Raw genomic sequence first — 23,677 nt, 5'->3', positions numbered from 1 at the left:
TCATCCTTTCGCAATTGACTATGACAGGATGCGCAGTCGGGCAGTTAACTCACGGTCAGGACAAAAAAAAGCAGCGGTAATCGCTTACCGCTGCTGGAGTGTTTATCCACACCGTTTCAGTTAAACAGCCTGTTCGATCTGTTCATCCAGCAGTTGTGGAATAATATCGGCAGCATTCTGGGAAAGTTTACGTCTTTTTACGGCTCGCGATGGCGGCTGACATAAACTGCAGGCAAAGCTGCCTGCGGGTTGGTGCGCGTGGGTAATAAAATTTCCGCCGCAGCAGTTACAGGCGGACAATTCAAGCAAACCACTGTCAACAAAACGGACCAGGGTCCACGCACGAGTAAGCGCCAACAATGGCCCTTCTTCTGGCTGCGGGCACTGCTCAAGGTATAACCGATACGCTTTAATCACGGCATCCACGCCGCTGCACAAACCGGTTTTAAGCAGAAATTGCCATGCATTACAAAACATCGATGCATGAATATTTTGTTCCCACGTCATAAACCAGTCGGTGGAAAACGGAAGCATCCCTTTTGGCGGAGGACTACCGCGTAATTCTTTGTACAGCTTGATGAGTCGGCCACGGCTTAATTGCGTTTCGCTTTCCAGCATTTGCAAACGGGCGCCCAATGTGATTAATTCCATCGCTAACTGGATATCACGCGCTTCCTGAACAATGCTTTTTTCGCTCATCATCAAGCCCTTTTCTTACGCGCTGCGTCATCGATGTCGTTAAGCAGGCGTGTTGAAAGCATAATACCGGTATGAATTTGCTGAAGATCGTCAACGCGGGAATCTTGCGTCAAACGCGTTACAGTCTGATGATCGTCGAAACGGAAATGGCATACCAGTTGATTGGTTTCAGCCAATTTGACCATTTGAGGAAGTGTTAATGTTGCCAATGTATCCGCCATCTCCTCGCTGATACCCAAGCGGAACATTGCAGACGCTTTGTCCTGAACGATCAAACGCTGTGCTAGCAATAAATACGACAAATTGATGTCATAAATGTGTTTCAGCAACTCGGATGTATGCATTATTTGCATCCATAATAACCAACATTATTTTCATGCGGCAGAACCGCACCCCGTGATGTCGCCGGGAAGGCCCGGTAAAAAAAAAGCAAAAGGTCAAATACATAGCAACGTGATGGTGCTTACGCGTTGTCTAAACATTCCTTTCTTAGAATGCCGCGTCCCTTACAAGCTCACATCATTTCTTACAAATGTCTAAGATTTTTCCTAATTCGACGCAACTCTACCCGCCACCCGTTACACATACAACGTAGCCATGCTGCGAATTTAAAGAATATGTGACGCAGATCACATAATCAAGCTAAACACTTAACATAAATCCATCAGCACAGCTTTTATTTTGGCTATTTTTTAAACCGCCGTTATCTTTTTCGATTCCAGCCATACGAATAATCTTGCAATAAAAGCGAATAGTATTCTGTTTACGCACGTTAATATCACGCGCTGAAATAGCGAGCTGGATCACAGATTTAATAAGAAATGACATTTCAATTAAACTCTTTATAAACAAAGACTTAAATATTAAGACTGATTAATTAATACCGGACTGTGATAACCGTTTAAATGTTAATTGATGTGTACTTTTTATTAACAAATTGTTTTTATTAGGGATGAGTTTAACTTAAATCATCCGAACAGATTTACAGCTTATATGAAGTGATTATTCTATTTATAAGAATAATTAATGAATAATCATGATGACATTCACACAATTACCATACGAAACGTAGCAGTATGGTGGTATACGGTTAAAACTGAAGAGTTCTCTCATAATTCATGAACAAAAGGAGCGAGTTATGAGCTATGCGCACATTCTTGTCGCTGTTGCCGCCACCCCCGAAAGCCACCAGCTGTTAGCAAAGGCTGTTTCAATCGCTCGCCCTGTCAACGCCCGCATTAGTCTGATAACCCTGGTTTCAGATCCCGAACTGTATAACCAGTTTGCTGCCCCAATGCTGGAAGATCTGCGGGAAGTCATGCAAGAAGAGACCCATAACTTTATCGATCAGTTAAGCAAAGAGGCGCAGTACCCCATTGCGCACACGTTTATTACCTATGGGACATTGAACGAACATATTCTGGATGTATGCCGCAAACACGCGGTTGATCTGGTGATTTATGGCAACCATAACCACAGTTTCTTTTCGCGAGCCTCCTGCTCAGCGAAAAGCGTGGTCAGCGCAAGCCAGGTTGATGTGTTGCTGGTGCCACTTGCCGGCGATTAATCACGCCAGTTTGCTGCAGGCTGTTTGCGGGTCAGGCGACAGGTTTTCCGTATGACGCGATGCGACGTTCTTCAGATCGCAAATGAATCTCGCCTGCCAGTTGTTGATATCATTTTTAACAATAGTCTGCAGCATTGCCGCATGACGGGAAATGCGCTCGGCAAGCGGCATCGTCAGAGCCTGGTTTAATGCGCCCGCGACAGCATCCCGATCATAAGGGTTTACGATGAGTGCAGAAGTCAGCTCATTCGCAGCCCCGGCAAACTGCGAGAGCACCAGGACGCCAGGGTTGGCAGGGTCCTGTGCGGCGACAAACTCCTTTGCCACCAGATTCATGCCATCGCGCAGTGGCGTCACCAGTCCAACATCAGAGTAACGGAAGACCTTCATCAGTAACTTACGGTCAAAATACTGATTCAGGTAGTACAGCGGCGTCCAACCCAGTTGCCCGTATTTACCATTGATCCGCCCGGCCTCGGTCTCTAACTGGTGACGAATATCTTGATAAGCCTGTACCTCCTCACGCGAGGTCGGTGCTATCTGCGTATAACGAATCTTACCGTGATGCTGAGGAAACTGTTCCAACAGCGCCTCGTAGGCCTGAAAGCGCTCCGGCAGGCCTTTGGAGTAATCCAGTCGCTCAACAGAGAAGATATTTTTCACATTTTTAAGTTCTGCTTTTAACTGCGCCAGTTTCGGCGGTAGCGGTCCTGATGCTTGCCGTGCAATCTCCTCAGGTGCAATACCAATAGGATAAACCTCCGTGCGGAACGCTTTTCCCCAGGCCAGATGCTGTTTCTCGCGGGGCGTAGTTACCTGAGTTTGCGCCGTCAGACAGTCAAGAAAGGCCTGGCGATCGTTGTCGGTTTGAAAACCCAATAAATCAAAGTCGCACAGTTGCTCAAGCAACGCCTGATGTGGCGGCAACGCATTGAAAATTTCGGGTGTCGGAAAAGGAATATGCAGAAAAAAACCGATGCGATTATTCACACCACGTTTGCGTAGCTCGCAGGCAAAGGGTAACAAGTGATAATCGTGAACCCAGATGGTATCGTCATCGCTAAGCAGTGGCAGCAGCTTATCAACCAGTAAAGCATTCACCCGCTGGTAGCCTTCCCAGGCACTACGCTGAAACTGTACCAGGTCCAGTCGATAATGGAACGCAGGCCATAACACGGCATTGGAAAACTGGCAGTAATACTCTTCGTAATCCTGTTCACTCAGATTGAACGATGCCCAGGTGATGTTGCCACGGGTAACCTTTTTTAACGGTTGATCCTCATTACCAGTATCACCGCTCCAGCCGAACCACAGGCCGCCAGCCGCCTTCAGTGCGCCCAGCACACCTACCGCAAGACCGCCAGCGCTGCCTTTGTCATCCGGTGAGGCAATGCGGTTAGATACTACGACTAAACGACTCATAGCCACCTCTCCTGTCATTCGTTGCGTCTTGTTCCTGCTGCGGACAGTTGATGTGTTCCAGCCAATGCCAGACGTCCCTGACAGCAGCCAGACGCCATGCCGCCTGAGTCTCCCCGCTTCCCACTTTTACCGAGATACCGCCAGCGCGATTGACCACGGTAAAACCTGTTTCATCGGTCAGGTCATCACCAACAAAAACAGGGGTCCGTCCGACAAATGGCGCTTCCTGCATAAATGCCGCAATTGCGTCTCCTTTATTGGTGTCCTGTGATTTGATTTCCACAACACACTTCCCGGGCTGCAATGCCAATTGTGGCCAGATATGGGTAATACGTTCAGCCAGCGCCAGCAGCGCGGCCTCATGCTCAGGCGCCTGCCGGTAGTGCAGAGCGAAAGCCATGCCTTTTGTTTCAAGCGTGGTCCCCGGTAACGTCGCCAGCGCCGCATGCAATAACGCCCCCGCTTCGCGCTCGACCGCCGCAGGCAGATGCACAATATGGGTTTGACCATTGATGTCACGGCGTTCTGCCCCATGTACCCCGGCGAGCGGGAAACGATAAGGGGTGGTGAGTGCGTCAAGCTCGGCCATTGAGCGCCCTGAAATCAATGCCAGAGCACCCGCATTTTGCGTGGCCAGGCGATGTAATAACTGCAGAATTGTCTGTGGAACAACAACCTGGTCAGGATGCGGTTTTATTTCAGCCAGTGTTCCGTCGAGATCGAAAAAATAAGCACAGTTTGTGGGATGCTCAGGGGGTAAGGTTAGCGATGCTGTCACCCGATTCTCCTCCTCGTCATGGTCTGTACGCCGCGCGGATCGCGCCGTATATAGGATGTATGACGGGTATAAGTATAGACAGTGTGACCGTGCTCGCCATTTAGAAAAACAATCGCCAGCCGGGTAGCGGCTGGCGATATGTCGAAGCTAGACTAAAAAGTTGGGATTTAAATCATCAAACAGTACGCTTAGCTTTTTGTTTGTAACGGTCGAAGATCACCGCCGCCAGCAGGATCAAACCTCGCACCACATACTGTGCGAATGGAGAGATATTCAGCAGGTTCATCGCGTTCTCGACCGTCCCCAGAATTAACACCCCTGCGACGACATATGAGATTTTTCCGATGCCGCCTTTGAGCGAAACGCCGCCCAACACACAGGCAGAAATCACGATCAGCTCATAACCGATAGAGGTCATTGGCTGGCCGCTGGTCATACGTGATGCCAGGATAATCCCCGCCACGGCGGATACCAGACCGGAGAGAATGAAGATAATAATCTTAGTGCGAACGACCGGCACCCCAGCCAGACGAGCCGCTTCTTCATTGCCCCCAATCGCCAGCGTATTACGACCAAACGTGGTTTTATTCAACAGCAGGCCAAAAATAATAAAGCAGCCCACGGTTAACCAGATCGGCGCCGGCAGTCCTAACCAGTTGGCATAGCCAAGCGTAAAGAAGCGCTCGTCTTCGATACCCACCGCTTTACCGTCGGAGATAATGTAGGCCAGACCGCGAACAATTTGCATGGTGGCGAGCGTCGTGATCAACGCGTTAATTTTTAAGCGTGCAATCACGAAACCATTCACCAGACCGCACAGTACGCCGAGCAACAACCCAGCCGCCACGCCAATCCACAGGCTTTCGGTCATATTAATGACCACTGCCGTCGTCACCCCTGCGCAGGCAATAACGGACGCTACCGAGAGGTCAAAATCGCCGGATGCCAGGCAAAATAGCATCCCGCACGCAACCATACCCGACATCGATACCGCCAGTCCCAGCCCCTTCATGTTGATGAAAGTCGCAAAGTTTGGCACAAAAATAGCGCAAACCAGGAACAACACGGCAAACACCACCAGCATCCCGTACTGATCCCAAATTCGGCCAAGATTTAGCGCCGACTTCGCAGCGCCTGAACCCGATGTAGAAACGGAAGACATCATACTCTCCTTATTCAGGCGACTGCCTGGCTGACTTTAGGCATAGCAAGGCTCAACGCCTGGCGTTCATCCGCCTGTTCATGAAGTAATTCACCTGCGATCTCACCTTCTCTCATCACCACAATACGGTCGGCGACACCAAGAACTTCCGGCAGGTCACTGGAGGCAAACAGCACGGCAACACCGCGCGCAGCCAGGGCATAAATCACGTTATAAATTTCATGCTTCGCACCAACATCAATGCCGCGAGTGGGCTCATCCAGCAAAATCACTTTCATCTCTTCCGATAACCAACGCCCCAGAATGGCCTTTTGCTGATTACCGCCAGAGAGGTTCATGATCAGTTGCTCTGCACCCGGCGTTTTAATGTTGAGTGAACGGATATGATGGTCAGCATTGGTCTCTTCCCAGCCGTTGTTGATCAGACATCCCCCCGTGACATGTTTACGGCGCGCACTAATATTGATGTTGTTGCGTACCGAATGGACCGGGATGATCCCTTCGGCTTTGCGATCCTCCGGACACAGCATCATGCCTGCTTCAATGGCGTGACTGGGTTTGCGGATATCTATCGCTTGTTCGTCAATAAACACCTGGCCTTGTGTGATGCGCGTTCCGCCGAACAGACCTTTCATTAATTCGCTACGTCCGGCACCCACCAGGCCGAACAGTCCGACGATTTCGCCGCTACGCACCGATAAGCTGATCGGGGTGCGCACGCCTGGCGCTTTTACCTCATGCAAACGCAGACGCTCCGCGCCATAAGGTCTGGCTTTCCAGCCATAGATGTCCCCAAGATCACGCCCCACCATCGCCTGTACCAGTGCGTCGTGATCAACCTGCTGCATGTCCGTAAACGTTTTGACGTACTGGCCATCCTTAAACACCGTTATGGCATCGCTGAGGGCGAAAATCTCCTCCATGCGGTGCGAAACGTACAGAATGATGCGGCCCTCATTGCGTAGCTCACGAATTACGCGAAACAGATTGTCAATCTCCCTGGCGGAAAGAGAGCTGGTGGGTTCATCAAAAGCGATAATCTTGGCATTACGCGCCAGCGCCTTAGCAATTTCCACCATTTGCCACTGACCGATGGAGAGATATTTCAACGGAATATCAGGATCGATATCCATTCCCAGATGCTTTAACTGCAGCCCCGCCTCGTAGTTCAACAACGAGCGGTTCACAACCCCACCCTTATGTGGAAGCTGACCTAAATAGATGTTCTCGGCGACGGTCATTTCCGGCACCAAATGCAATTCCTGGTAAATAATGGCGACACCGGCATTCAGCGCAGTGGTGGTGTCCGCAAACGAAACCTCCTGTCCGCGGATCGCTATAGATCCCGTGGTTGGCGCGTAGTTACCGCTGAGAATTTTTAATAATGTTGATTTCCCGGCGCCATTTTCACCCATCAGTGCATGCACCTGACCGGCATAACAGTCGAAACTAATATCCGTTAGCGCTTTTACGCCAGGGAAGGTTTTGCCGATGCCGCGAAATGAGAGATAGGGGGTAGACTGTTGCATAACGTCTCCGTGGATCTAAACGGTTGCCGGATGGCGGCGTAGCCTTATCCGGCCTACTCAGGGCAATATTTGTAGGCCGGATAAGATCGTTTTACGGCAGTTGCGTTATTTGCCGCCTAAGCCTTTTTTCGCCAGTTCTTCTTTGAAGTTGTCGCGAGTAATCAACACCACATCGGTAACTTCAGTAAACGCCGGCGGTTCTGCGCCTTTGGTGACCCAGTTGTAGAGCATTTCGCTGGATTTATAACCGTGAACGTCCGGGCTAGGCAGCAGTGAACCGTAGAATCCGGTGGCTTCCCCTTTGGAGAGTTCGCTAATGGCATCAACACCGTTAATACCGATACCAATCACGTTTGCTGCTTTAAACCCCTGTCCTTCGGTAGCGCGCACGCCACCCAGCACGGTGTTGTCGTTCATCCCGACAATCAGCCAGTGTTTAACTTCAGGATGTTGAACCAGCATGGAGTTTGCGGCGTCGAATGCGCCAGGGATATCATTAGATTTGGTTGGGACCTGGTAGATCTGTTTTTCCGGGAAGCCTGCAGCTTTAAGCGCCTCCATCGAACCCGAGGTACGGCGGCGCGCGGTATCCAGTTCGTTGGCGGTAATCGCCATTACAGCAGAAGATTTCACATCCCAGCCACGTTTCTGCATCTCTTTGTACAGTTCCTGGCCCTGGCGTTCACCAATTTTGGTTGCGGCCATCATCACCAATGGCACGGTATCCATTGGCTTACCTTTCGCATTGGCGAACTGATCGTCAACCGCGATGACTTTCATGTCATAGCCACGCGCCTTTGCCATAATGGCAGGCCCGAGTTTTGGGTCCGGCGTACAAATTACAAATCCTTTTGCACCGCTTGCCGCCAGGCTGTCGATAGCATTCAGGGTTTTCTCGCCGTCTGGAACGGCAATTTTAATCACTTCAAACCCAAGGTCTTTACCGGCTTTATCAGCAAACTTCCACTCTGTCTGGAACCAGGGCTCTTCCGGTTGTTTAACCAGGAAACCGAGCTTCATGGATTCAGCGATAGCGGATTGTGACATAATGGCAGCCAGACCGATGGCAGCCAGCGCTTTAGTGAATTTGTGCATGGTTAACTCCAGCTTTAACGTTCTTTTATGTAGGGTAAAATCAAACGATTTTTTGTAATCCGGACGTAAAACAAGGCATTACCTTTTATTGATAAGATCAATGCCAGTGCTGAGAGTATTTTTAGCGGGAAATTGATTCTCCATAAGAGAGCGGCATCACACCCTAGAATTACAGTAGTTGCGTACATAAATTCAGCGGGAAATGACATAAAAAAACACAATTTTCAGAATAGGAAAAATAAGAAATAGCAGATTAATCCATAACCTCAGCCAGTGAATCCTTGTTCCCGAATATCGAAACATCCGGGAGTCCAGTGATTACCAGGGGTAATAAATATGGTCAGCGTGATCGCGAACAGGAATATCGTCTTCTAACAGGCGTGCAGAAAGCGTAAACGCAAAATCAAAAATATGGCCCAATCCTTTGCCACTGATAAGATTGCCATCTTCAACAACAGGCGCGTCGACATACTCGCCGTCGGTGATGGTTTGCCACAGCTCACCTGAACACACGTAGCGCCGTCCTTTCAGCAACCCATTACCCGCCAGCACTCGTGCGGCTGCCGAACAAACCGGGCAAATCAGTTTTCCTGCATCGTCATGGCGAGAGACAAACTGGACAACTGCAGCACTGGCGGCAAGATTTGCGCTACCCTGTGGTCCCCCTGGCAACACGATCGCATCGTAGAAGGTATCCCGACGGGTCTCCAGCGTACTGTCGGCCACCATTGGTACGTCATGATAGCTCACCACCGCACGAGACTCTGCGCAGGCCAGCGTCTCAACCTCAATTTGCAGGCGACGTAGAATATCAATAGTCACAATGGCTTCAGCCTCTTCAAAACCGGGTGCCAGTAACACCGCCACCTTTTTCATATACAACTCCTCGATTAATCCACCGATATCCAACAACAAATGCCGAATAAATCATGCCGTTAAATTTATTTAAAAATGATCTGGCGCAAGAAATTAGGTTGTAGATAATTTCCGGACACATCACTTCTCCGGGAAATTCCCATCAAAACCAACAGTGATAATCACCAGACGTCATAGAATACCGCGCCATGAAATTTAATTTTGAGACTTGAAACCGCATTTCATTATCTTTATTTTGTGTAAATTCATTATAAATCAGTTGATTACATTCACTTCACTTATATACCCAAATGGCATGGCTAAGCATATTGTTATGTCAATATGTAAAAAAACATAAATAGATGGTTTTAAGGATTTTCTTGATGCCTGGCACGCGCTATGCTGATTCACGATCGGAAGCGAATATAATTCGTGATCACCTAAAGGACCGGCGGAACGGATTTATTCTGCTAACAGTATTACTCGTACGTAGATGTGAAGTGCAACGGCAGCCCGTTGCACTGGCGTTGGTGACGTACTTCTCCTTTCTGGAAATAAGGATATTGATATGGCTGCAGTTGGAATTGTTCACAAACTCAACACGCAAATGAACCTTGAGTTTTACGCATCGAATCTCTACCTCCACCTTAGTGAATGGTGCTATGAACACAGCCTGACAGGCACCGCGACGTTTCTGCGCACTCAGGCGCAGGGTAACGTGACGCAAATGATGCGTATGTTTAATTTTATGAAAAGCGCAGGGGCTAACCCCATCGTCAAGGCCATCGATATTCCCGGTGATGACCTAACATCCCTTGAAGAACTGTTTCAGAAAACGCTGGAAGATTATCAGCAGCGTTCCCGTACGCTGTCGCGTCTGACGGATGAAGCAGAAGCGTTGAACGACGCCTCAACCGCTGATTTTCTTCATGATCTGGAAAAAGAACAGCAGCAGGATGGCGTGCTGTTACAAACGATTCTTGATGAAGTTCGTAGCGCTAAACGTGCTGGACTGTGTATGGCGCAAACGGATAAGCATCTGCTAAACGTCGTAAACTACCAACATCACTGATATCCGATCGCAACACATCTGCGCCTCCCGTTCTGAGAGGCGCAAAAAAACCTTTCTAAAACCTGAAACAACGGTTTATTTTAGTGAGACTCATTCTGCGGGGTGAATTTCAGTTCGATCAACGCAACCGCTTTTTGAATTGCGCGCATCGTAACGGGATCAGCGCCCGCGGGATGGCTGGAAAAGTCGATGCTTTTCAGTTGACTGGACATTTTTTCCCGAACCTCTACCGGGGCAATAACATCAATAACATCCAGGATTTGCTTGATAACCAACTGGCAGGCAACAACGTCCGAGAGCAGTTCCTGATCGGCATTCAGTGTTTGGGACATAGTGAGCTCCTTATAGAAAGGTCGTCATAGTACCCATTCAGCGCTCGAAACGGTAGCGGCGAAAGCAGTACAGCCGCGCTGAAAATAAAAAAACAGATCCAGTTAATTTCGTTTGAGATGGCAAGCACAACATGAGTGAACATTTAGCGGTTGAGAATAAACGGGGTCTTTCTCCGGCTGCACTACTGGTCGCCGGGGCCTTCTTTATGGAGTTCATCGATGGCACGGTGATTGCGACGGCCCTGCCCGATATGGCAAAAAGTTTCGGCGTGCAGGCCGTTGATCTGAACATCGGTATCAGTGCTTATCTGATTACGCTGGCGGTTCTCATCCCTGCCAGTGGCTGGATTGCCGATCGTTTTGGTGCCCGAAAAGTGTTTACCCTGGCACTGGCGATCTTTACCTTCGCCTCAGTCTTATGCGGGCTCGCCACCAGCATTGAAAGCTTTGTAGCAATGCGCATTTTACAGGGTGTCGGAGGGGCACTGATGGTGCCGGTCGGCCGCCTCGCCGTTCTGCGTACCACGCCTAAACATCAGTTGATCACCGCGATCGCCACCCTGACCTGGCCTGCCTTAGTGGCCCCGATTATTGGCCCGCCCTTGGGCGGATTTATTACCAGTTATGCCAACTGGCGCTGGATCTTCTTTATTAATGTGCCGCTGGGGTTGCTGGCGATAGCGCTGGCGCTGCGTTTTATCCCGGATATTCATGATGACGAGCGTCGCCCATTCGATTTTCCCGGCTTTATTGCCACATCGGTCGCGATGGTCAGTCTGGTATATGCGATGGAACTGCTGGGAACCCAACAACCGCAGGGCTGGATAACCGCGGGACTTCTGGCGCTTGGAATAGCCACGTTCCTGTATGCGCTGCGCCATTTTCGCCAATCCGCGTGGCCGATGATTCGTCTGGATGCCATGCGCGTGCCTACATTTCGTGTCACGATGTACGGAGGCTCGCTGTTTCGTGCCTCTATCAGCGCGGTACCCTTTCTGTTGCCACTGATGTTTCAGGTTGGATTTGGCATGAATGCTTTTCATGCTGGTTCGCTGGTGTTGGCCGTGTTTGTTGGCAACCTGACGATTAAACCCGCGACTACGCCGTTAATACGCTGGTTAGGCTTTAAAAAGCTGCTGCTGATAAACGGTGCGCTTAATGTGCTGGCGCTATTGGCCTGTGCGCTGATCACGCCGCAAACCCCCGTATGGGTAATTTTACTGGTGCTGTACCTGGGCGGCGTTTTTCGCTCAATTCAGTTTACCGGTGTCAGCACGTTGGCATTTGCGGATGTTCCTGCATCGCTGATGAGCTATGCCAATACGCTGTTTAGTACCGCGACGCAACTGGCTGTTGGACTGGGGATTTCGTTGGCGGCTATCGGGATCCGTATCGGGGATCAAGTGAGTGAATGGTTGTCTCTGGGGGCGATACCCGGCATCAGTTTCCGGCTGGCATTCGTCGCTATCGCCATGATTTGCCTGATAGGAATGGTTGATACCCTGCGGCTTACCCGCGATGCGGGAAGCGCAGTGTCAAATAAGCGTCGATAAGCCCGATAGTTCACGCTATCGGGCCAACCGGTTTTAGCCAATAACTTCACGGACAAAGGCTTCGATCGCTTTGTCCTGGCAGTTTTCAAAGAAACACTGCTGGAAACGTGGACCTGAAACGGCGGTTTTCACCAGTTCAGGATCGATAGCGCGCAGGGTATCAAGATAATTTTCTTTTACTACTGCCGCTTTTACCTGGTTCAAAATCCCCGCATTACGCACCTGCGGGTCTTTACGCTCCGGTGGATAACCTTCACCATTACGACCGGTAAACGCTTTTTCAAACATATACCGGACGTTCAGTTCAGCCCCCCAGCCAAACCCTTTCGCAAAGGCCAGCGAGAGCGCATTACCGTTGTTGATCTGCGCAAACAGGAACGCATCCGCGGGATCAAGGCAGTAGCCGCACACCACACCAGGGTGAATATTCAGTGACATCATGGCTCCCTGACCCGTACCGCAGCCCGTGACAACGAAATCAACTGCTTTTGAATTGAGCAGAATGCTGGCCATGATGCCCAAATGGATGTAAGTCAGATGGTGATCGTTTTCGTCGCTCATCCCGACGTTGAACACAGGAAAACCTTTTTCATCCGCGACAGACTTAAGTTCATGGTGAATGATCGCGTTTTTGCTTGCCTGGCTGTTTTCCATCATCAATGCAATTTTCATTGTGTACTCTCCTGAATGCGCCGCGGGGGGCCCGCCGTAAGTCATGACATTTCAGTCACATTACTATTTAGCAAATCAGCTTTCAAATTTTATGAAATTAAGTTTCATAAAATATCGAGATGCTCACGGTTTTTACGCCAGCCTTCAGAATTGACTCATACACAGGGTGTCGTTGTGATTAATCGCAGGTGATCTTCTGGCTATTCAGGCCATTGATTAGCCGTGATGTATGTCAGGATAGCGTATCACCGATTTTTCAGAGCGATTTCATGAAGACCTTTATTCTTGCCCTCTTACCGCTCATGCTGACGGGATGCACTATCACTAAGCAGGCTCAGGTCAGCGAAGCCAGCAACATTACCGGCGTGGTTCGTCTGACTTACAACCAGGCCATGCTACAAACAGCACGTACCGACGACTATGTCGCCCAGGGTACGGCGACAAAAGCATGTCAGCGCATGGGTTATGCCAGTGCAGTCGGATTTGGCCAGCCGGTTGCGACCTGCAGCGTTTATGCCGGATCTTTGTGTTTGAATACCAAAATCACGCAGTCCTGGCAGTGCCACGGTGTTGCCGTACCACAAAATTCCACTTTCCATTATTAATCATTCCGACCAGCACATCTGCTGGTCATCTATTCTATTTTTATTTATATCATCAATTTAATAGCGTTAATGCGTTTTATTCCCATTCGCATTTTTAATAAATAAATTTATTATTTTACCTTTTGCAAATAATTAAATAACAAATTATAGTGGCGCCACGTCAATATATAATAACGTTCGTGGAGCAGAACCATGCTGAAAACAGAAATGATCGACAAACTGAATGAGCAAATGAATCTTGAATTATATTCGTCCCTGCTCTACCAACAGATGAGTGCGTGGTGCAGCTATCACAGCTTCGAAGGTGCCGCCGCGTTTCTGCGTCGCCACGCCCAGGAAGAAATGACGCATATGCAGCGTCTGTTCGATTACCTGACGGATACCGGCAGCCTGCCGCGTATTAATACCGTTTCTTCACCGTTTGCAGAATATGCGTCCCTGGATGAACTGTTCCGTGTAACCTATGAGCACGAACAATTGATCACGCAGAAAATTAATGAACTGGCGCATGCGGCAATGACCCACCAGGATTATCCGACCTTTAATTTCCTGCAATGGTATGTTGCTGAGCAGCACGAAGAAGAGAAATTATTTAAATCCGTCATCGATAAGTTATCGCTGGCCGGTAAAAGTGGCGAAGGTCTTTATTTCATCGATAAAGAACTGGCAACCCTTGATACACAGAATTAATGTTGTTGGGTAACGGTGGCTGTTTGCCACCGTTATTCGAGAATCTTAGTGGCGGCAGATCTTGCTTTCATGCGTAGAGAAGCCGTCTTCTTTGGCAATAAACTTCCCCTTCGCCGCTAAAAACGCGACCAGCTCGCCCGCCGTCATGCCTTCTGCTGAACAGGTGTGAAAACGTGCCTGCTCACCAAACCGCGCGGTAATCGCCGCCTCAAGGCTGGCATGTGAATACTGCTCACCAGATTCAATCATCATGTTGAGCACTTCGTGACCGTGAATAGATTCCATACTACCTCCTCAATAAAGCCCGTAGCCTAATGTGAACCGTACAACGCTGCTTTGCGCTAACGCAGGTTTATGCGGGCAGAGCGCAGATAAATGTCATTTTTAATGCATCTTAAGCCTCAACGCCTGTAAACATTAATATACATCGCTTGTAACGGTGATTTGACGAAAATAGCGTTATGCCTTAACCTGCGCCGCAGATATAACCGTTGATTATCTCTGGGACAGAGGAAAGCGTGAAAAACAGAACCCTGGGTAGTATTTTTATCGTGGCGGGAACCACGATTGGTGCCGGTATGTTGGCAATGCCGCTGGCGGCGGCAGGCGTGGGGTTTAGCGTCACGCTGGTGTTGTTGGTTGGATTATGGGCCCTAATGTGCTACACCGCGCTGTTGCTGCTTGAGGTGTACCAGCATGTACCGGCAGACACCGGGCTTGGCACGCTGGCAAAACGCTATCTTGGCCGATACGGGCAGTGGGTAACGGGCTTTAGCATGATGTTCTTGATGTATGCCCTGACCGCCGCCTACATCAGTGGTGCAGGCGAGCTATTGGCCTCCAGCATCAGCGACTGGACCGGAACCAGCATCTCGCCCACCACAGGCGTATTGCTGTTCACCTTTGTTGCCGGTGGCGTGGTATGCGTCGGGACCTCACTGGTTGATTTGTTCAATCGTCTGTTGTTCAGCGCCAAAATCATCTTCCTGGTGGCAATGCTCGCGCTGTTGATGCCGCATATTCATAAGGTGAACCTGCTTACCCTGCCGCTTCAACAAGGCCTGGCGCTCTCCGCGATCCCGGTTATTTTTACCTCATTTGGTTTTCACGGTAGCGTACCCAGCATCGTCAGCTACATGAACGGCAACATCCGTAAACTGCGCTGGGTGTTTATCAGCGGTAGCGCCATCCCGTTAGTGGCCTATATTTTCTGGCAACTGGCCACGCTCGGTAGCATTAACTCGTCAACGTTTATGGGGCTCTTAGCCAATCACGCTGGCTTAAACGGTTTGTTACAGGCATTACGTGAAGTCGTGGCTTCGCCGCACGTCGAACTGGCCGTGCATCTGTTTGCCGACCTCGCACTGGCCACCTCTTTCCTCGGCGTCGCACTGGGGTTATTTGATTACCTGGCAGATCTCTTTCAGCGCCGTAATACTGTGGCTGGCAGGATGCAAACTGGCGTCGTGACGTTCCTGCCACCGCTGGCATTTGCTCTTTTCTATCCGCGAGGTTTTGTCATGGCGCTGGGATATGCAGGCGTTGCCCTGGCCGTTTTGGCTCTGTTGATCCCCTCCATGCTGGCCTGGCGGAGCAGAAAGCACAACCCGCAGGCAAACTACCGCGTAATGGGTGGCACGCCAGCGCTGGCGCTGGTCTTTATTTGCGGCATCGTGGTGATAGCAGTGCAGTTTTCTATTGCCGCAGGGCTGCTGCCTGAAGTGGGTTAACGAAGATTTTGCCTGATGGCGCTACGCTTATCAGGCCTACTATTGGCTCTGTAAAGTAAAAGGGGCTTACGCCCCTCTCTTTTAATGCAGACAGCACTGTTTATATTTTTTACCACTGCCGCACGGGCATGGGTCGTTGCGCCCCACTTTGGCATCAACTTTTACCGGGACGTTAACCGGTGCTTCCTGCGGATGCGCCATCCAGTAAGCATGCAGATCCAGAGCCGCCAGACGAATGGCATCCACGCTCTCTTCAAATGCCTCTGGCGTCAGCTTCTCCACCACCTCGAAGTTTTCTTCTGTCCCGTGTAGCGCAATCGCATCGAGAGCGGGTTTCAGTGAATCAGGTAGCGTTGACCAATCCGACAACGCGACGCCTCGCATATAGCCAAAGCACCACTCTTCTACGATAGTCAGCTCATGCTCTTCAATTTCACGCAGGCCGAACAGCGGTTCAAACTGCTCCGGGAACTCATCCAGACGATCGGCCGTATCCGCCATATGCTGGAACGCCAGATTCATGAAACGCGCCATTTCTTTTTCGGAGGACCAGCGCGGAACATACTGTGCACCACCCCAGATAGCGACCAGCCACTGCTCCGGCTCGATCTCATACGGTGAACTGAGCACCGCCGTCAGTAAGCCATCCAGCTCTGACACATCCAGAATAGACTTGTCCGTATTGTACTTAGTCAGTACATCATCCAGCCATTCCAGTTCGCTCTCGTTTAGTGGTCCCGTTTTCATAACGCTTTTCCTTAGTAAAAATTCTTGCCTGTGATTATCTTACATGGCTGGTGGGATATCAGATCCAAATGGGCATGAGCGGCTTACAGGTACCGTCAATTCAGGTTAACAGGAAACGAGGGGAATTCCGGTAGTTAACGCACAAAAGGGAGCATCAGCCGCCGGGCATCATACGCGGAAAACAGAACAAAACCACCCGAAGGTGGTTTATTGTGGCTCAATACGGTTCAACGTTGCGGTATACCCCGTTTTCGCCACCGCGTTAAGGAGCGTATCGGTAGAAAATCCCTCGGGGACGATAGCTTCTGCCTGCCGGGTTTTGAGCGAAGATTTGGCTTTAATCACCCCATCCGTTTCACGTAGCGCCTGGTTGACCGAAATGACACATAACGAGCAGGTCATATTTTGGATATCCAGCACCACTTTCTGATTGGCAGCCTGAGTCCACAATGGCAACAGTAAACATGCGATTAACGTAATAATCTTCACTCAAACACCTCATAAAACCAGGCCACGATCGTGGGGTAAAACAACACCGGCAGAATCAGCGCCAACGCACACCAGTAGAGAACGCGCGCTTGCTTCAGGGACAGCCATCCGGAACACCATAGTTTTTTAGAAAAGTAGAGCCGCCAGAAAACGCGTAACAACAGCCCTAAGGACAGCAACATCAGGGGAATGCGCAGAAACTCAAACTGAGTGAACACGGCAAAGCTCGCCGCCGAAATACCAAACAGCAGATACAGCAGTGGTCCGACGCAACATAAGCCAGCCGTGACGGCAGCCGCGGCGGCCGTCAGCAGGGTCAATCCCGCCCCTTTAGCGTTGTTCTGTTGCGACATAGCGGTAAGAGAACGCTTTCGGGTCATAGAAATTGATGGGGTCACCGTCCACTTCAGCATAAGGATAACCAAAGTTGTTCATCGCGCCCTGCTCTGTAGCCGGGTACAGTTCAAAGTCACGACCATAGTTGAAGCCAACCCAGTTCATTTCCCAGTTGCCAAACAGATAGGTATTCACCGCCTGGACGTCCGCATCCTGATGCGTTTTTTTCTCCGCCAGGCGCATTTTGGTCACATCGGCCGGATCGCACGGTAACCAGCCGTAACCCGCCAGGTAGAACTCCGCACGGCAGTGCTGCCCCCCGCTAACATCAGCAACACCTGCACTGTCGGCTTTACCAAATGCACTTGTTGAGTAGCGCTCCAGCTTGTTTGCTTTCCCCAGACGAATCCCGAACAATTCACGTGCAGGAATGCCGCTGGCTCGGGCCAGGGCGACAAAAACAGAGCTCATGTCGGTGCATTTGCCCTTGAGCTTCCCGCTTTTCAAAATCTCCGCTACATCCCCGGTTCCGCAGCCGATAACGTCATTATCGCGCTCCATATGACTGCTCACCCACTCGTAAATCAGGCGAGCTTTTTTCAGCGGGTCTTGTTCATTACCGGTAATTTTACGCGCCGTTTCCAGGACCAGCCCATCAATCGGAGTGTGCGTTGTTGGCAGCAGATACGGTTTTACATCCAGCGGGTAAGTAATCTGTTCCGGTGCTTGCCAGTTTTTTAACGCGTCATGCTGCATGGGCTCCCAATCGGCTGTCTCAATATCGAGATCAACCTTAATCAGCAGTTCTCCCTGCGAGTCGGGCCAACTGGCAAACAACGTTTTCGCGCCATAGACATTGTTGGTTGTGACGTACGCTTGTTTGTAATTGCCGCTAAAAGCAAGATTTGTCATTTGCTGGAATGCGGTATCGACCGGCAAAGGTATCCACAACTTCACGACGCCACTCGACCCCTTTGGTGGGTTGAGCTTATACGTTTGCGATAGCACAAAGCGCCGACGTGCCACCGGCACGGTTGCAGGCTCAGCAGCCTGGACCGTGCGGCTAACAATCGAAGGGCCGACTATACCGGCGGCGGAAAGGAGAACGCTATTTTTGAGAAATTGTCGACGTTGCATTGCTGTCTGTCCATGTTATGAGAGTTGAGCGACGGCTGAATAAAAAACCGCAGGCGATCATCACAGCAGACAGACGCTGACATAAAAAGGCGAGTCGATGGAGGTTATTCATCAATAACAGACCTGTTAACTGTGAATGAAATACGAAACTACGTGGCCGCCATTAAGCCACTTACCGGCGCGAAAGTACAGTAATGGCGGCATGAAGATCCCTCATCCTTATTAAGGAAACACCGCCAAAAACCTGTCTATATTTAAATGCAGGTACCTCCGCAGCAAGCACCGACGTATTTCGAAGCAGCGCGTATTTACTCACTTCCCCCATTGCCGTAAAAGAATGTCCTGGTCAATGGTGGTATCGTGGCGAACGATCCAGCACTGTGTGCCTATTCCAAGGCGATTAAGGTTAGCAACGGCGGGATTTTTAACTTTCAGGGACAAAACGGCCCCTGAGAGCAGAGGACGAAGAACCTATCCCAGCAAGCGTTATTGGCGCAAACAGTTTGAGCACTGCCAGCGGCGAAATGGCAAGCAAAATAGCCCTAATGGGATAGGCTCTGAATCAAAATATATACACATGGGTGCCAAGTTTACGGGCTAATCCCTTCGCCCCCTCGCGCATTACCGTATCGTGGTTCCAGCGAAATACCGGTGCCGCCAGTGGGGCAAGTATATTCATCCAGCGAATCGTAGTTCGTACATTCCAGTCGTGCCTGACAATAGTCTCCCTACCGGTATCAATAAAAGACCATACCCCGCGTCCTTCAACCTCGCCGCTGGCAGCACCTTCAAGAAGAGAGTACTGCAAAATATTTAATACACTGATATCAAAGGTTAGACGATACGGAAGCACACCCTTCCAGGTGTAACGATGCAACGCTCCGACTCCCTGTATATCGCCTTTTTTAATCTCAACAACACGCTCAAGGCTTCTCCACCATTCTGGCCACTGATCCGGGTGGGAGAAAACATCCCAGACATCCTGTAGTGAAGCCTCAACCCGCCAGACTGTGGAAAACTGATAGTCAGCCATCGCCTTCTCTCCCCTATGGGGTGAAAAATCTGCGGCACCTGCCTGTGCTACGAACAGGCATAATCACCTGTGAGCTGTTTTTATTATAGTGCTTAATTACACGGCCAGGCCTCCCAGAATCACCGCCTCAGCCGCCAGAAAATGGTGGTTTACCGCCCGGATAAGAGCGTCATCAAACGCTATACTTTAATAGCCACATTATTTATGAGTATTTATCATGAAACTGCCACGGGTATTTTCATGCGCCGTCCTTGCGCTACTGCTGTCGGTGTCTTCATCAGTTGCAGCAGGCACATTGCAAAGTCAGGCTCAAAGAGAGCAAGAGTTGAGTGCTGCGTTAGCTGCCGGTAATGGTGTTATCGTGATTGGCGGAATGGATGATTTTGCGTTTACGCTCAGAGCCCGTAGCCGGCTCCACAGACCCTTTACGATTCAGGATGGCATTAACGATCCCCTCATAATGAGCGGTTTTCAGAACCACAACGATAACCCCGCCCGTGATGGGTTCATGAACAACCCGGCCCGCGGAGGGTTTATGCTGAGCACGCCTATTCGCCGATAAACGAATGGGCTAAATCATGTTGGTGAATTGGGCGTTTTGGCGGTTTTGCTTTACAGGTGGGTATTGCGACGCAAGCTATAAGCTGTCAGTCCGTTTCAGGCACAAAAAAACCACCCGTAGGTGGTTTCACGACACTGCTTATTGCTTTGATTATTCTGTTCTTTCCCATGGTACCCGGAGTGGGACTTGAACCCACACAGCGCGAACGCCGAGGGATTTTAAATCATGCGTGTTATCGATAGCAATCAACAAGTTAAAGGATTATTTCACCATTAATTCATTTTTTTATTATCTGAACATTCAAAAGGTTACCGTTAGCCCTCAGACCCCAATGGTGAAGCATTTACAGTCGTGAAGATCCACTGTGCGTGACTACCTGAGCCCTATTCAACATAATCTGATGAAGTGATCCTACTAACCCAATCAAACATGATTTGCATATGGTTGCCTTCAGGTATTTTAATTCCAACATGGCAAGCATTAACACCCGTGGTATCACCTACAATAATTCTGCCATCAAGCATATAAACCCTGATGCCTACCCCTTGCTTGAAACACTTATTGCATATCGAAAAGAAATCCTGCTTTGTTGGTTCATTTGGCTGGGTATTGAATGTCCCGGTCATCACTAACGCAGTACAAATATCAGAGTTATCGTTTAGTTCCTCAAGAGAGGCAAGAGACTCAAGTTTTACTTCGATCCTGTTGCTTCCTTTGGGAATATCTGACGCCAGAATTAAGTTCTCATTCGGATTGAATTTTGAGATGTAACCAATGATCGATTGCCCATTGCAGCTAACCAGTTTTACCAGGCAATCATTAAAACGCAGATACTGTATCCGACGAGCGAGCATTGAATAGTCACGCGGCCACATCTCTGCTACTCGACCGTAAGAAATATCATTCATTGCCAGAACATCCATTTAATCCTAAAAGTATTATTCTAAACGAAAAAACCCCGCCTGAGCGGGGTTTGTGCGATAAGTGTAAATTAACGCAGCAGAGACAGGACGTTCTGCGTGGTCTGGTTTGCCTGCGCCAGAACAGAAGTACCCGCCTGTTGCAGAATGTTTGCGCGAGACATGTTGGACACTTCGGTCGCGTAGTCAGCATCTTCGATACGGCTACGGGCTTCAGACAGGTTGTTTACGGTGTTACCCAGGTTGGTGATGGTAGAGTTGAAACGGTTCTGTACCGCACCCAGGTCGGAACGCAGGTCAGCAACTTTCGCCAGCGCCGCGTCGATTTTAGCCAGCGGGCTATCGGTAGTAGCAGTCGCAATTTCATTCACTTTAGGCTCAGTTTTGAAATTGTGATTTTTTACTTTCTCTGCAAGGTAGTCCTTACCACCGACGTTAGCAATTTCGGTTTTACCATTGACACCACCGAGTTGGACAGCAGCAGTTGCGGCCTTTCCATTTGCATCGGTATATGCTACTTCTTTAATGGATACTTTGTTAGATTCGTCAACTGATGCAGCATAATATTTTCCGCTAGCAGTTTTCAGCGCATAACCGCCATCAATGGCTTTACCATTATTGTCAGTAAAAGACACTTTAACAAGTGAAGCAGAGTCAGCATCAGTGGAATCAACATTCGCCGCTTTTAATGCCTTAATAGCAGCATACGTCGCTGGTTCCTGCTTAAATTTCACATCTTTAGTTGCAGCTGGCAGCACATCAACATCAGCATCTTTGAGTGTTACTGCTCCAGATGTATCGTCAATCTCTACCTCATAAACACCATTTTTGGCGGTGTCACCTGCTACTGTGACATTCGCATAGTATTTGTTCTTAGCTTCATCAAATTTCACATCGCCAGTAATTGTTGCACCTGTCGCAGTCGATGCACTATCTTTATTTTTAATTGCTGTTACTGCTGATGCTGAAAAACCTGTTGTGACGGGCGCTACTGTAGAGTTCTGGTAACCAACAGGAGCCACAGCAGTATCAGAAACTTTATATTTCTGCTGTACGTTCAGTGAATCCAGACCCAGCGTTTTGGAGTTGATTTCTTTCAGGTTGATATCGATGGTTTCGCCATCGTTGGCACCGACCTGGATAGTCAGGGTGTTGTCTTTCGCCAGCACTTTCACGCCGTTGAACTGGGTCTGACCGGATACGCGGTCGATTTCGTTCAGACGCTGAGTGATTTCAGCCTGGATGGAGTCGAGGTCAGACTGGGAGTTGGTACCGGTAGAAGACTGAACCGCCAGCTCACGAACACGCTGCAGGTTGTTGTTGATTTCAGACAGAGAACCTTCAGTGGTCTGCGCGATGGAGATACCATCGTTGGCGTTACGGGACGCCTGAGTCAGACCTTTGATGTTAGAGGTGAAACGGTTTGCAATCGCCTGACCAGCAGCATCGTCTTTCGCGCTGTTGATACGCAGACCGGAAGACAGACGCTCAATAGCGGAGCTCAGAGAAGACTGAGATTTGTTCAGGTTATTCTGGGTCAACAGCGACAGGCTGTTTGTATTGATAACTTGTGCCATAAAATATTCCTTTTGGGTTATTACGCCAGGCTTGCCTGTGTCATTCAAGTTATCGTCATCAATCAATTAAACTTTACTATTTTTTTTAATCTCAACAACTAGCTGTTTCCAAATGAACTTAAACAAAACCAACCCTTAAACCTGGTGGATTACTTCTTTTCTTTGCTGCTTTTGCGAGGGCATTTTTCTTAAAAATGTAAAATACACCCGACACAGAAACTGTCACTCTCCGTAATCACTTGAAATTAATTTTCTTGCTAAGAATTATTTTTAATCAGCACTAAATTAGTCATTGTTAATGCCGATACTCAACTCGCCTATAATAAATTTGAACACAAAATAAGCATATCATTGCCCGCCCGTGCGGGCTTTTTTGTTTTTATCATCACATAACAGGACAGTCATCAAACTCCCCCAGCCTCGCATCATTAATGATGTAGGTGATCACCCCGAACACCGGGAGCGAAGTGCCATATCCTTCATTTTCGGCTGGTATCGCTTCCCTTCTCCCGTTCTCTAGGTTGATCAGGTGCGGCTTCGGGTGCGTCCGGTATCGCTTAATCCTGAATTCTCCATCCATCGCACATATCAACAACGAACCATCGCATGGCGATAAAGATGAGTCGATAACCAGCAGCGCACCGTTCAGTATCCCTTCACGATAATACGAAGCTGCAGCCCGCATAAAATACGTTGCTGATGGATGGCGAATAAACTGCTGGTCGAGGGAGATTCGTGTTTCAACATAATCTGCCGCAGGTGATGGGAATCCCATGTCAGTACCCTCTCTTGAATGACGGATAGAAATACAGTATAAATACTGTATATCTATCCAGTAAAGAGGTAATGCGCAATGTTCGTGGAACTCGTTTATGACAAACGGAATTTTGATGGTCTGCCAGGTGCAAAAGACATCATTCTGGGCGAATTGACTAAGAGGGTTCACCGGATTTTCCCGGATGCTGATGTCCGGGTAAAACCGATGATGACACTGCCGGCGATCAACACTGACGCCAGCAAGCATGAGAAAGAACAAATAAGCCGTACTGTTCAGGAAATGTTTGAAGAGGCTGATATGTGGCTGGCAAATGAATAATGTTCTGCAATCCTGCACA

27 protein-coding genes are annotated in these 23,677 nt (G+C 49.3%); 8 read left to right on the top strand and 19 right to left on the bottom strand.

Going from position 1 to position 23,677, the window contains the following annotated elements; translation table 11 throughout:
- Positions 1–120 precede the first annotated feature (120 nt).
- Entirely contained in the window at positions 121–699 is a 579-nt protein-coding gene (gene flhC, locus HV261_RS12110) for a flagellar transcriptional regulator FlhC (RefSeq protein ID WP_005127694.1), read from the bottom strand.
- Positions 700–701: 2 nt separating this feature from the next.
- Positions 702–1,043 carry a flagellar transcriptional regulator FlhD gene (gene flhD, locus HV261_RS12105; protein WP_040232414.1) on the bottom strand — a complete coding sequence of 114 codons (342 nt, stop codon included), beginning with the start codon at positions 1,041–1,043 and terminating at the stop codon, positions 702–704.
- Positions 1,044–1,837: 794 nt separating this feature from the next.
- Here flhD and uspC point away from each other — a divergent pair.
- Positions 1,838–2,266, top strand: a complete 429-nt coding sequence (gene uspC, locus HV261_RS12100; RefSeq protein ID WP_137381549.1) for a universal stress protein UspC — start codon at positions 1,838–1,840, stop codon at positions 2,264–2,266.
- Here uspC and otsA read toward each other — a convergent pair whose 3' ends face one another.
- The 6 genes from otsA to HV261_RS12070 all read right to left on the bottom strand — a co-directional run bounded on the left by otsA (position 2,267) and on the right by HV261_RS12070 (position 9,128).
- Positions 2,267–3,688: an alpha,alpha-trehalose-phosphate synthase gene (otsA, locus tag HV261_RS12095; RefSeq protein ID WP_202038377.1), complete on the bottom strand. Its 1,422-nt coding sequence runs from the start codon at positions 3,686–3,688 to the stop codon at positions 2,267–2,269. It abuts the gene before it with no gap.
- Positions 3,663–4,466 (bottom strand): trehalose-phosphatase, encoded by an 804-nt coding sequence (gene otsB / locus HV261_RS12090; protein WP_137381547.1) that lies wholly within the window; start codon positions 4,464–4,466, stop codon positions 3,663–3,665. The genes otsA and otsB overlap by 26 nt, the downstream gene beginning before the upstream one ends.
- A 175-nt stretch (positions 4,467–4,641) precedes the next feature.
- Positions 4,642–5,628: an arabinose ABC transporter permease AraH gene (araH, locus tag HV261_RS12085; RefSeq protein ID WP_048211343.1), complete on the bottom strand. Its 987-nt coding sequence runs from the start codon at positions 5,626–5,628 to the stop codon at positions 4,642–4,644.
- Between the two features lie 14 nt (positions 5,629–5,642).
- Positions 5,643–7,157 (bottom strand): L-arabinose ABC transporter ATP-binding protein AraG, encoded by a 1,515-nt coding sequence (araG, locus tag HV261_RS12080; protein ID WP_202038376.1) that lies wholly within the window; start codon positions 7,155–7,157, stop codon positions 5,643–5,645.
- A 105-nt stretch (positions 7,158–7,262) separates the two neighbouring features.
- The gene (locus tag HV261_RS12075; RefSeq protein ID WP_202038375.1) at positions 7,263–8,252 is read right to left on the bottom strand and encodes an arabinose ABC transporter substrate-binding protein; all 990 of its coding nucleotides are present in this window, start codon (positions 8,250–8,252) and stop codon (positions 7,263–7,265) included.
- Between the two features lie 318 nt (positions 8,253–8,570).
- Positions 8,571–9,128, bottom strand: a complete 558-nt coding sequence (locus tag HV261_RS12070) for a DJ-1/PfpI family protein (protein WP_202038374.1) — start codon at positions 9,126–9,128, stop codon at positions 8,571–8,573.
- Between the two features lie 547 nt (positions 9,129–9,675).
- On the opposite strand from HV261_RS12070, the gene HV261_RS12065 reads away from it, so the two are divergent.
- A complete protein-coding gene (locus HV261_RS12065; protein ID WP_137381544.1) occupies positions 9,676–10,179 on the top strand; it encodes a non-heme ferritin-like protein in 504 nt (167 codons plus the stop codon).
- A gap of 80 nt (positions 10,180–10,259) precedes the next feature.
- Here HV261_RS12065 and HV261_RS12060 read toward each other — a convergent pair whose 3' ends face one another.
- Entirely contained in the window at positions 10,260–10,511 is a 252-nt protein-coding gene (locus tag HV261_RS12060; protein ID WP_005127709.1) for a DUF2766 family protein, read from the bottom strand.
- 131 nt (positions 10,512–10,642) lie between these two features.
- On the opposite strand from HV261_RS12060, the gene HV261_RS12055 reads away from it, so the two are divergent.
- Positions 10,643–12,064, top strand: a complete 1,422-nt coding sequence (locus tag HV261_RS12055) for an MFS transporter (RefSeq protein WP_202038373.1) — start codon at positions 10,643–10,645, stop codon at positions 12,062–12,064.
- Between the two features lie 33 nt (positions 12,065–12,097).
- Here HV261_RS12055 and HV261_RS12050 read toward each other — a convergent pair whose 3' ends face one another.
- Positions 12,098–12,736 carry an RpiB/LacA/LacB family sugar-phosphate isomerase gene (locus HV261_RS12050; protein WP_061068094.1) on the bottom strand — a complete coding sequence of 213 codons (639 nt, stop codon included), beginning with the start codon at positions 12,734–12,736 and terminating at the stop codon, positions 12,098–12,100.
- 269 nt (positions 12,737–13,005) lie between these two features.
- Here HV261_RS12050 and yecR point away from each other — a divergent pair, with 269 nt between their 5' ends.
- A complete protein-coding gene (yecR, locus tag HV261_RS12045) occupies positions 13,006–13,341 on the top strand; it encodes a YecR family lipoprotein (RefSeq protein ID WP_137381540.1) in 336 nt (111 codons plus the stop codon).
- Positions 13,342–13,533: 192 nt separating this feature from the next.
- Positions 13,534–14,031 carry a non-heme ferritin gene (ftnA, locus tag HV261_RS12040; RefSeq protein WP_005127719.1) on the top strand — a complete coding sequence of 166 codons (498 nt, stop codon included), beginning with the start codon at positions 13,534–13,536 and terminating at the stop codon, positions 14,029–14,031.
- Between the two features lie 45 nt (positions 14,032–14,076).
- Here ftnA and HV261_RS12035 read toward each other — a convergent pair whose 3' ends face one another.
- Complete coding sequence (locus HV261_RS12035) at positions 14,077–14,316, bottom strand: YecH family metal-binding protein (RefSeq protein ID WP_005127720.1); 240 nt, start codon at positions 14,314–14,316, stop codon at positions 14,077–14,079.
- 233 nt (positions 14,317–14,549) lie between these two features.
- On the opposite strand from HV261_RS12035, the gene tyrP reads away from it, so the two are divergent.
- Positions 14,550–15,761 (top strand): tyrosine transporter TyrP, encoded by a 1,212-nt coding sequence (gene tyrP / locus HV261_RS12030; protein WP_202038372.1) that lies wholly within the window; start codon positions 14,550–14,552, stop codon positions 15,759–15,761.
- 81 nt (positions 15,762–15,842) lie between these two features.
- Here the strand turns inward: tyrP and HV261_RS12025 are convergent, their stop codons facing one another.
- From HV261_RS12025 to HV261_RS12005, 5 genes are all read right to left on the bottom strand, one after another.
- Complete coding sequence (locus HV261_RS12025) at positions 15,843–16,508, bottom strand: YecA/YgfB family protein (RefSeq protein WP_137381539.1); 666 nt, start codon at positions 16,506–16,508, stop codon at positions 15,843–15,845.
- A gap of 207 nt (positions 16,509–16,715) precedes the next feature.
- Complete coding sequence (locus tag HV261_RS12020) at positions 16,716–16,997, bottom strand: heavy-metal-associated domain-containing protein (protein WP_048211334.1); 282 nt, start codon at positions 16,995–16,997, stop codon at positions 16,716–16,718.
- Positions 16,994–17,350 (bottom strand): mercuric transporter MerT family protein, encoded by a 357-nt coding sequence (locus HV261_RS12015; RefSeq protein ID WP_202038371.1) that lies wholly within the window; start codon positions 17,348–17,350, stop codon positions 16,994–16,996. Before HV261_RS12015 ends, HV261_RS12020 begins: the two co-directional genes overlap by 4 nt.
- Complete coding sequence (locus HV261_RS12010; protein ID WP_202038370.1) at positions 17,328–18,470, bottom strand: transglutaminase-like domain-containing protein; 1,143 nt, start codon at positions 18,468–18,470, stop codon at positions 17,328–17,330. The genes HV261_RS12015 and HV261_RS12010 overlap by 23 nt, the downstream gene beginning before the upstream one ends.
- Positions 18,471–19,032: 562 nt before the next feature.
- Positions 19,033–19,503, bottom strand: a complete 471-nt coding sequence (locus HV261_RS12005; RefSeq protein ID WP_202038369.1) for an SRPBCC family protein — start codon at positions 19,501–19,503, stop codon at positions 19,033–19,035.
- 217 nt (positions 19,504–19,720) lie between these two features.
- Between HV261_RS12005 and HV261_RS12000 the strand changes: the two genes are divergently transcribed.
- Entirely contained in the window at positions 19,721–20,065 is a 345-nt protein-coding gene (locus HV261_RS12000) for a hypothetical protein (protein WP_202038368.1), read from the top strand.
- A 383-nt stretch (positions 20,066–20,448) separates the two neighbouring features.
- On the opposite strand, the gene HV261_RS11995 is transcribed toward HV261_RS12000, so the two are convergent.
- The 3 genes from HV261_RS11995 to HV261_RS11985 form a co-directional block, all read right to left on the bottom strand.
- A complete protein-coding gene (locus tag HV261_RS11995) occupies positions 20,449–20,973 on the bottom strand; it encodes a phase 1 flagellin transcriptional repressor (RefSeq protein WP_167736280.1) in 525 nt (174 codons plus the stop codon).
- A gap of 83 nt (positions 20,974–21,056) precedes the next feature.
- Positions 21,057–22,562, bottom strand: a complete 1,506-nt coding sequence (locus tag HV261_RS11990; protein ID WP_202038367.1) for a FliC/FljB family flagellin — start codon at positions 22,560–22,562, stop codon at positions 21,057–21,059.
- Between the two features lie 385 nt (positions 22,563–22,947).
- A complete protein-coding gene (locus tag HV261_RS11985; protein WP_202038366.1) occupies positions 22,948–23,337 on the bottom strand; it encodes a HumD family translesion DNA polymerase in 390 nt (129 codons plus the stop codon).
- A 78-nt stretch (positions 23,338–23,415) separates the two neighbouring features.
- On the opposite strand from HV261_RS11985, the gene HV261_RS11980 reads away from it, so the two are divergent.
- Positions 23,416–23,658 (top strand): DinI family protein, encoded by a 243-nt coding sequence (locus tag HV261_RS11980; RefSeq protein WP_202038365.1) that lies wholly within the window; start codon positions 23,416–23,418, stop codon positions 23,656–23,658.
- Positions 23,659–23,677: the final 19 nt, after the last annotated feature.

The sequence above is a fragment of the Citrobacter sp. RHBSTW-00671 genome, from assembly GCF_014103415.1.
Taxonomy (GTDB): Bacteria; Pseudomonadota; Gammaproteobacteria; order Enterobacterales; family Enterobacteriaceae; genus Citrobacter.
The sequence above is the reverse complement of the archived record's forward strand: the minus strand, read 5'-3'. Positions and strand labels throughout refer to the sequence as shown.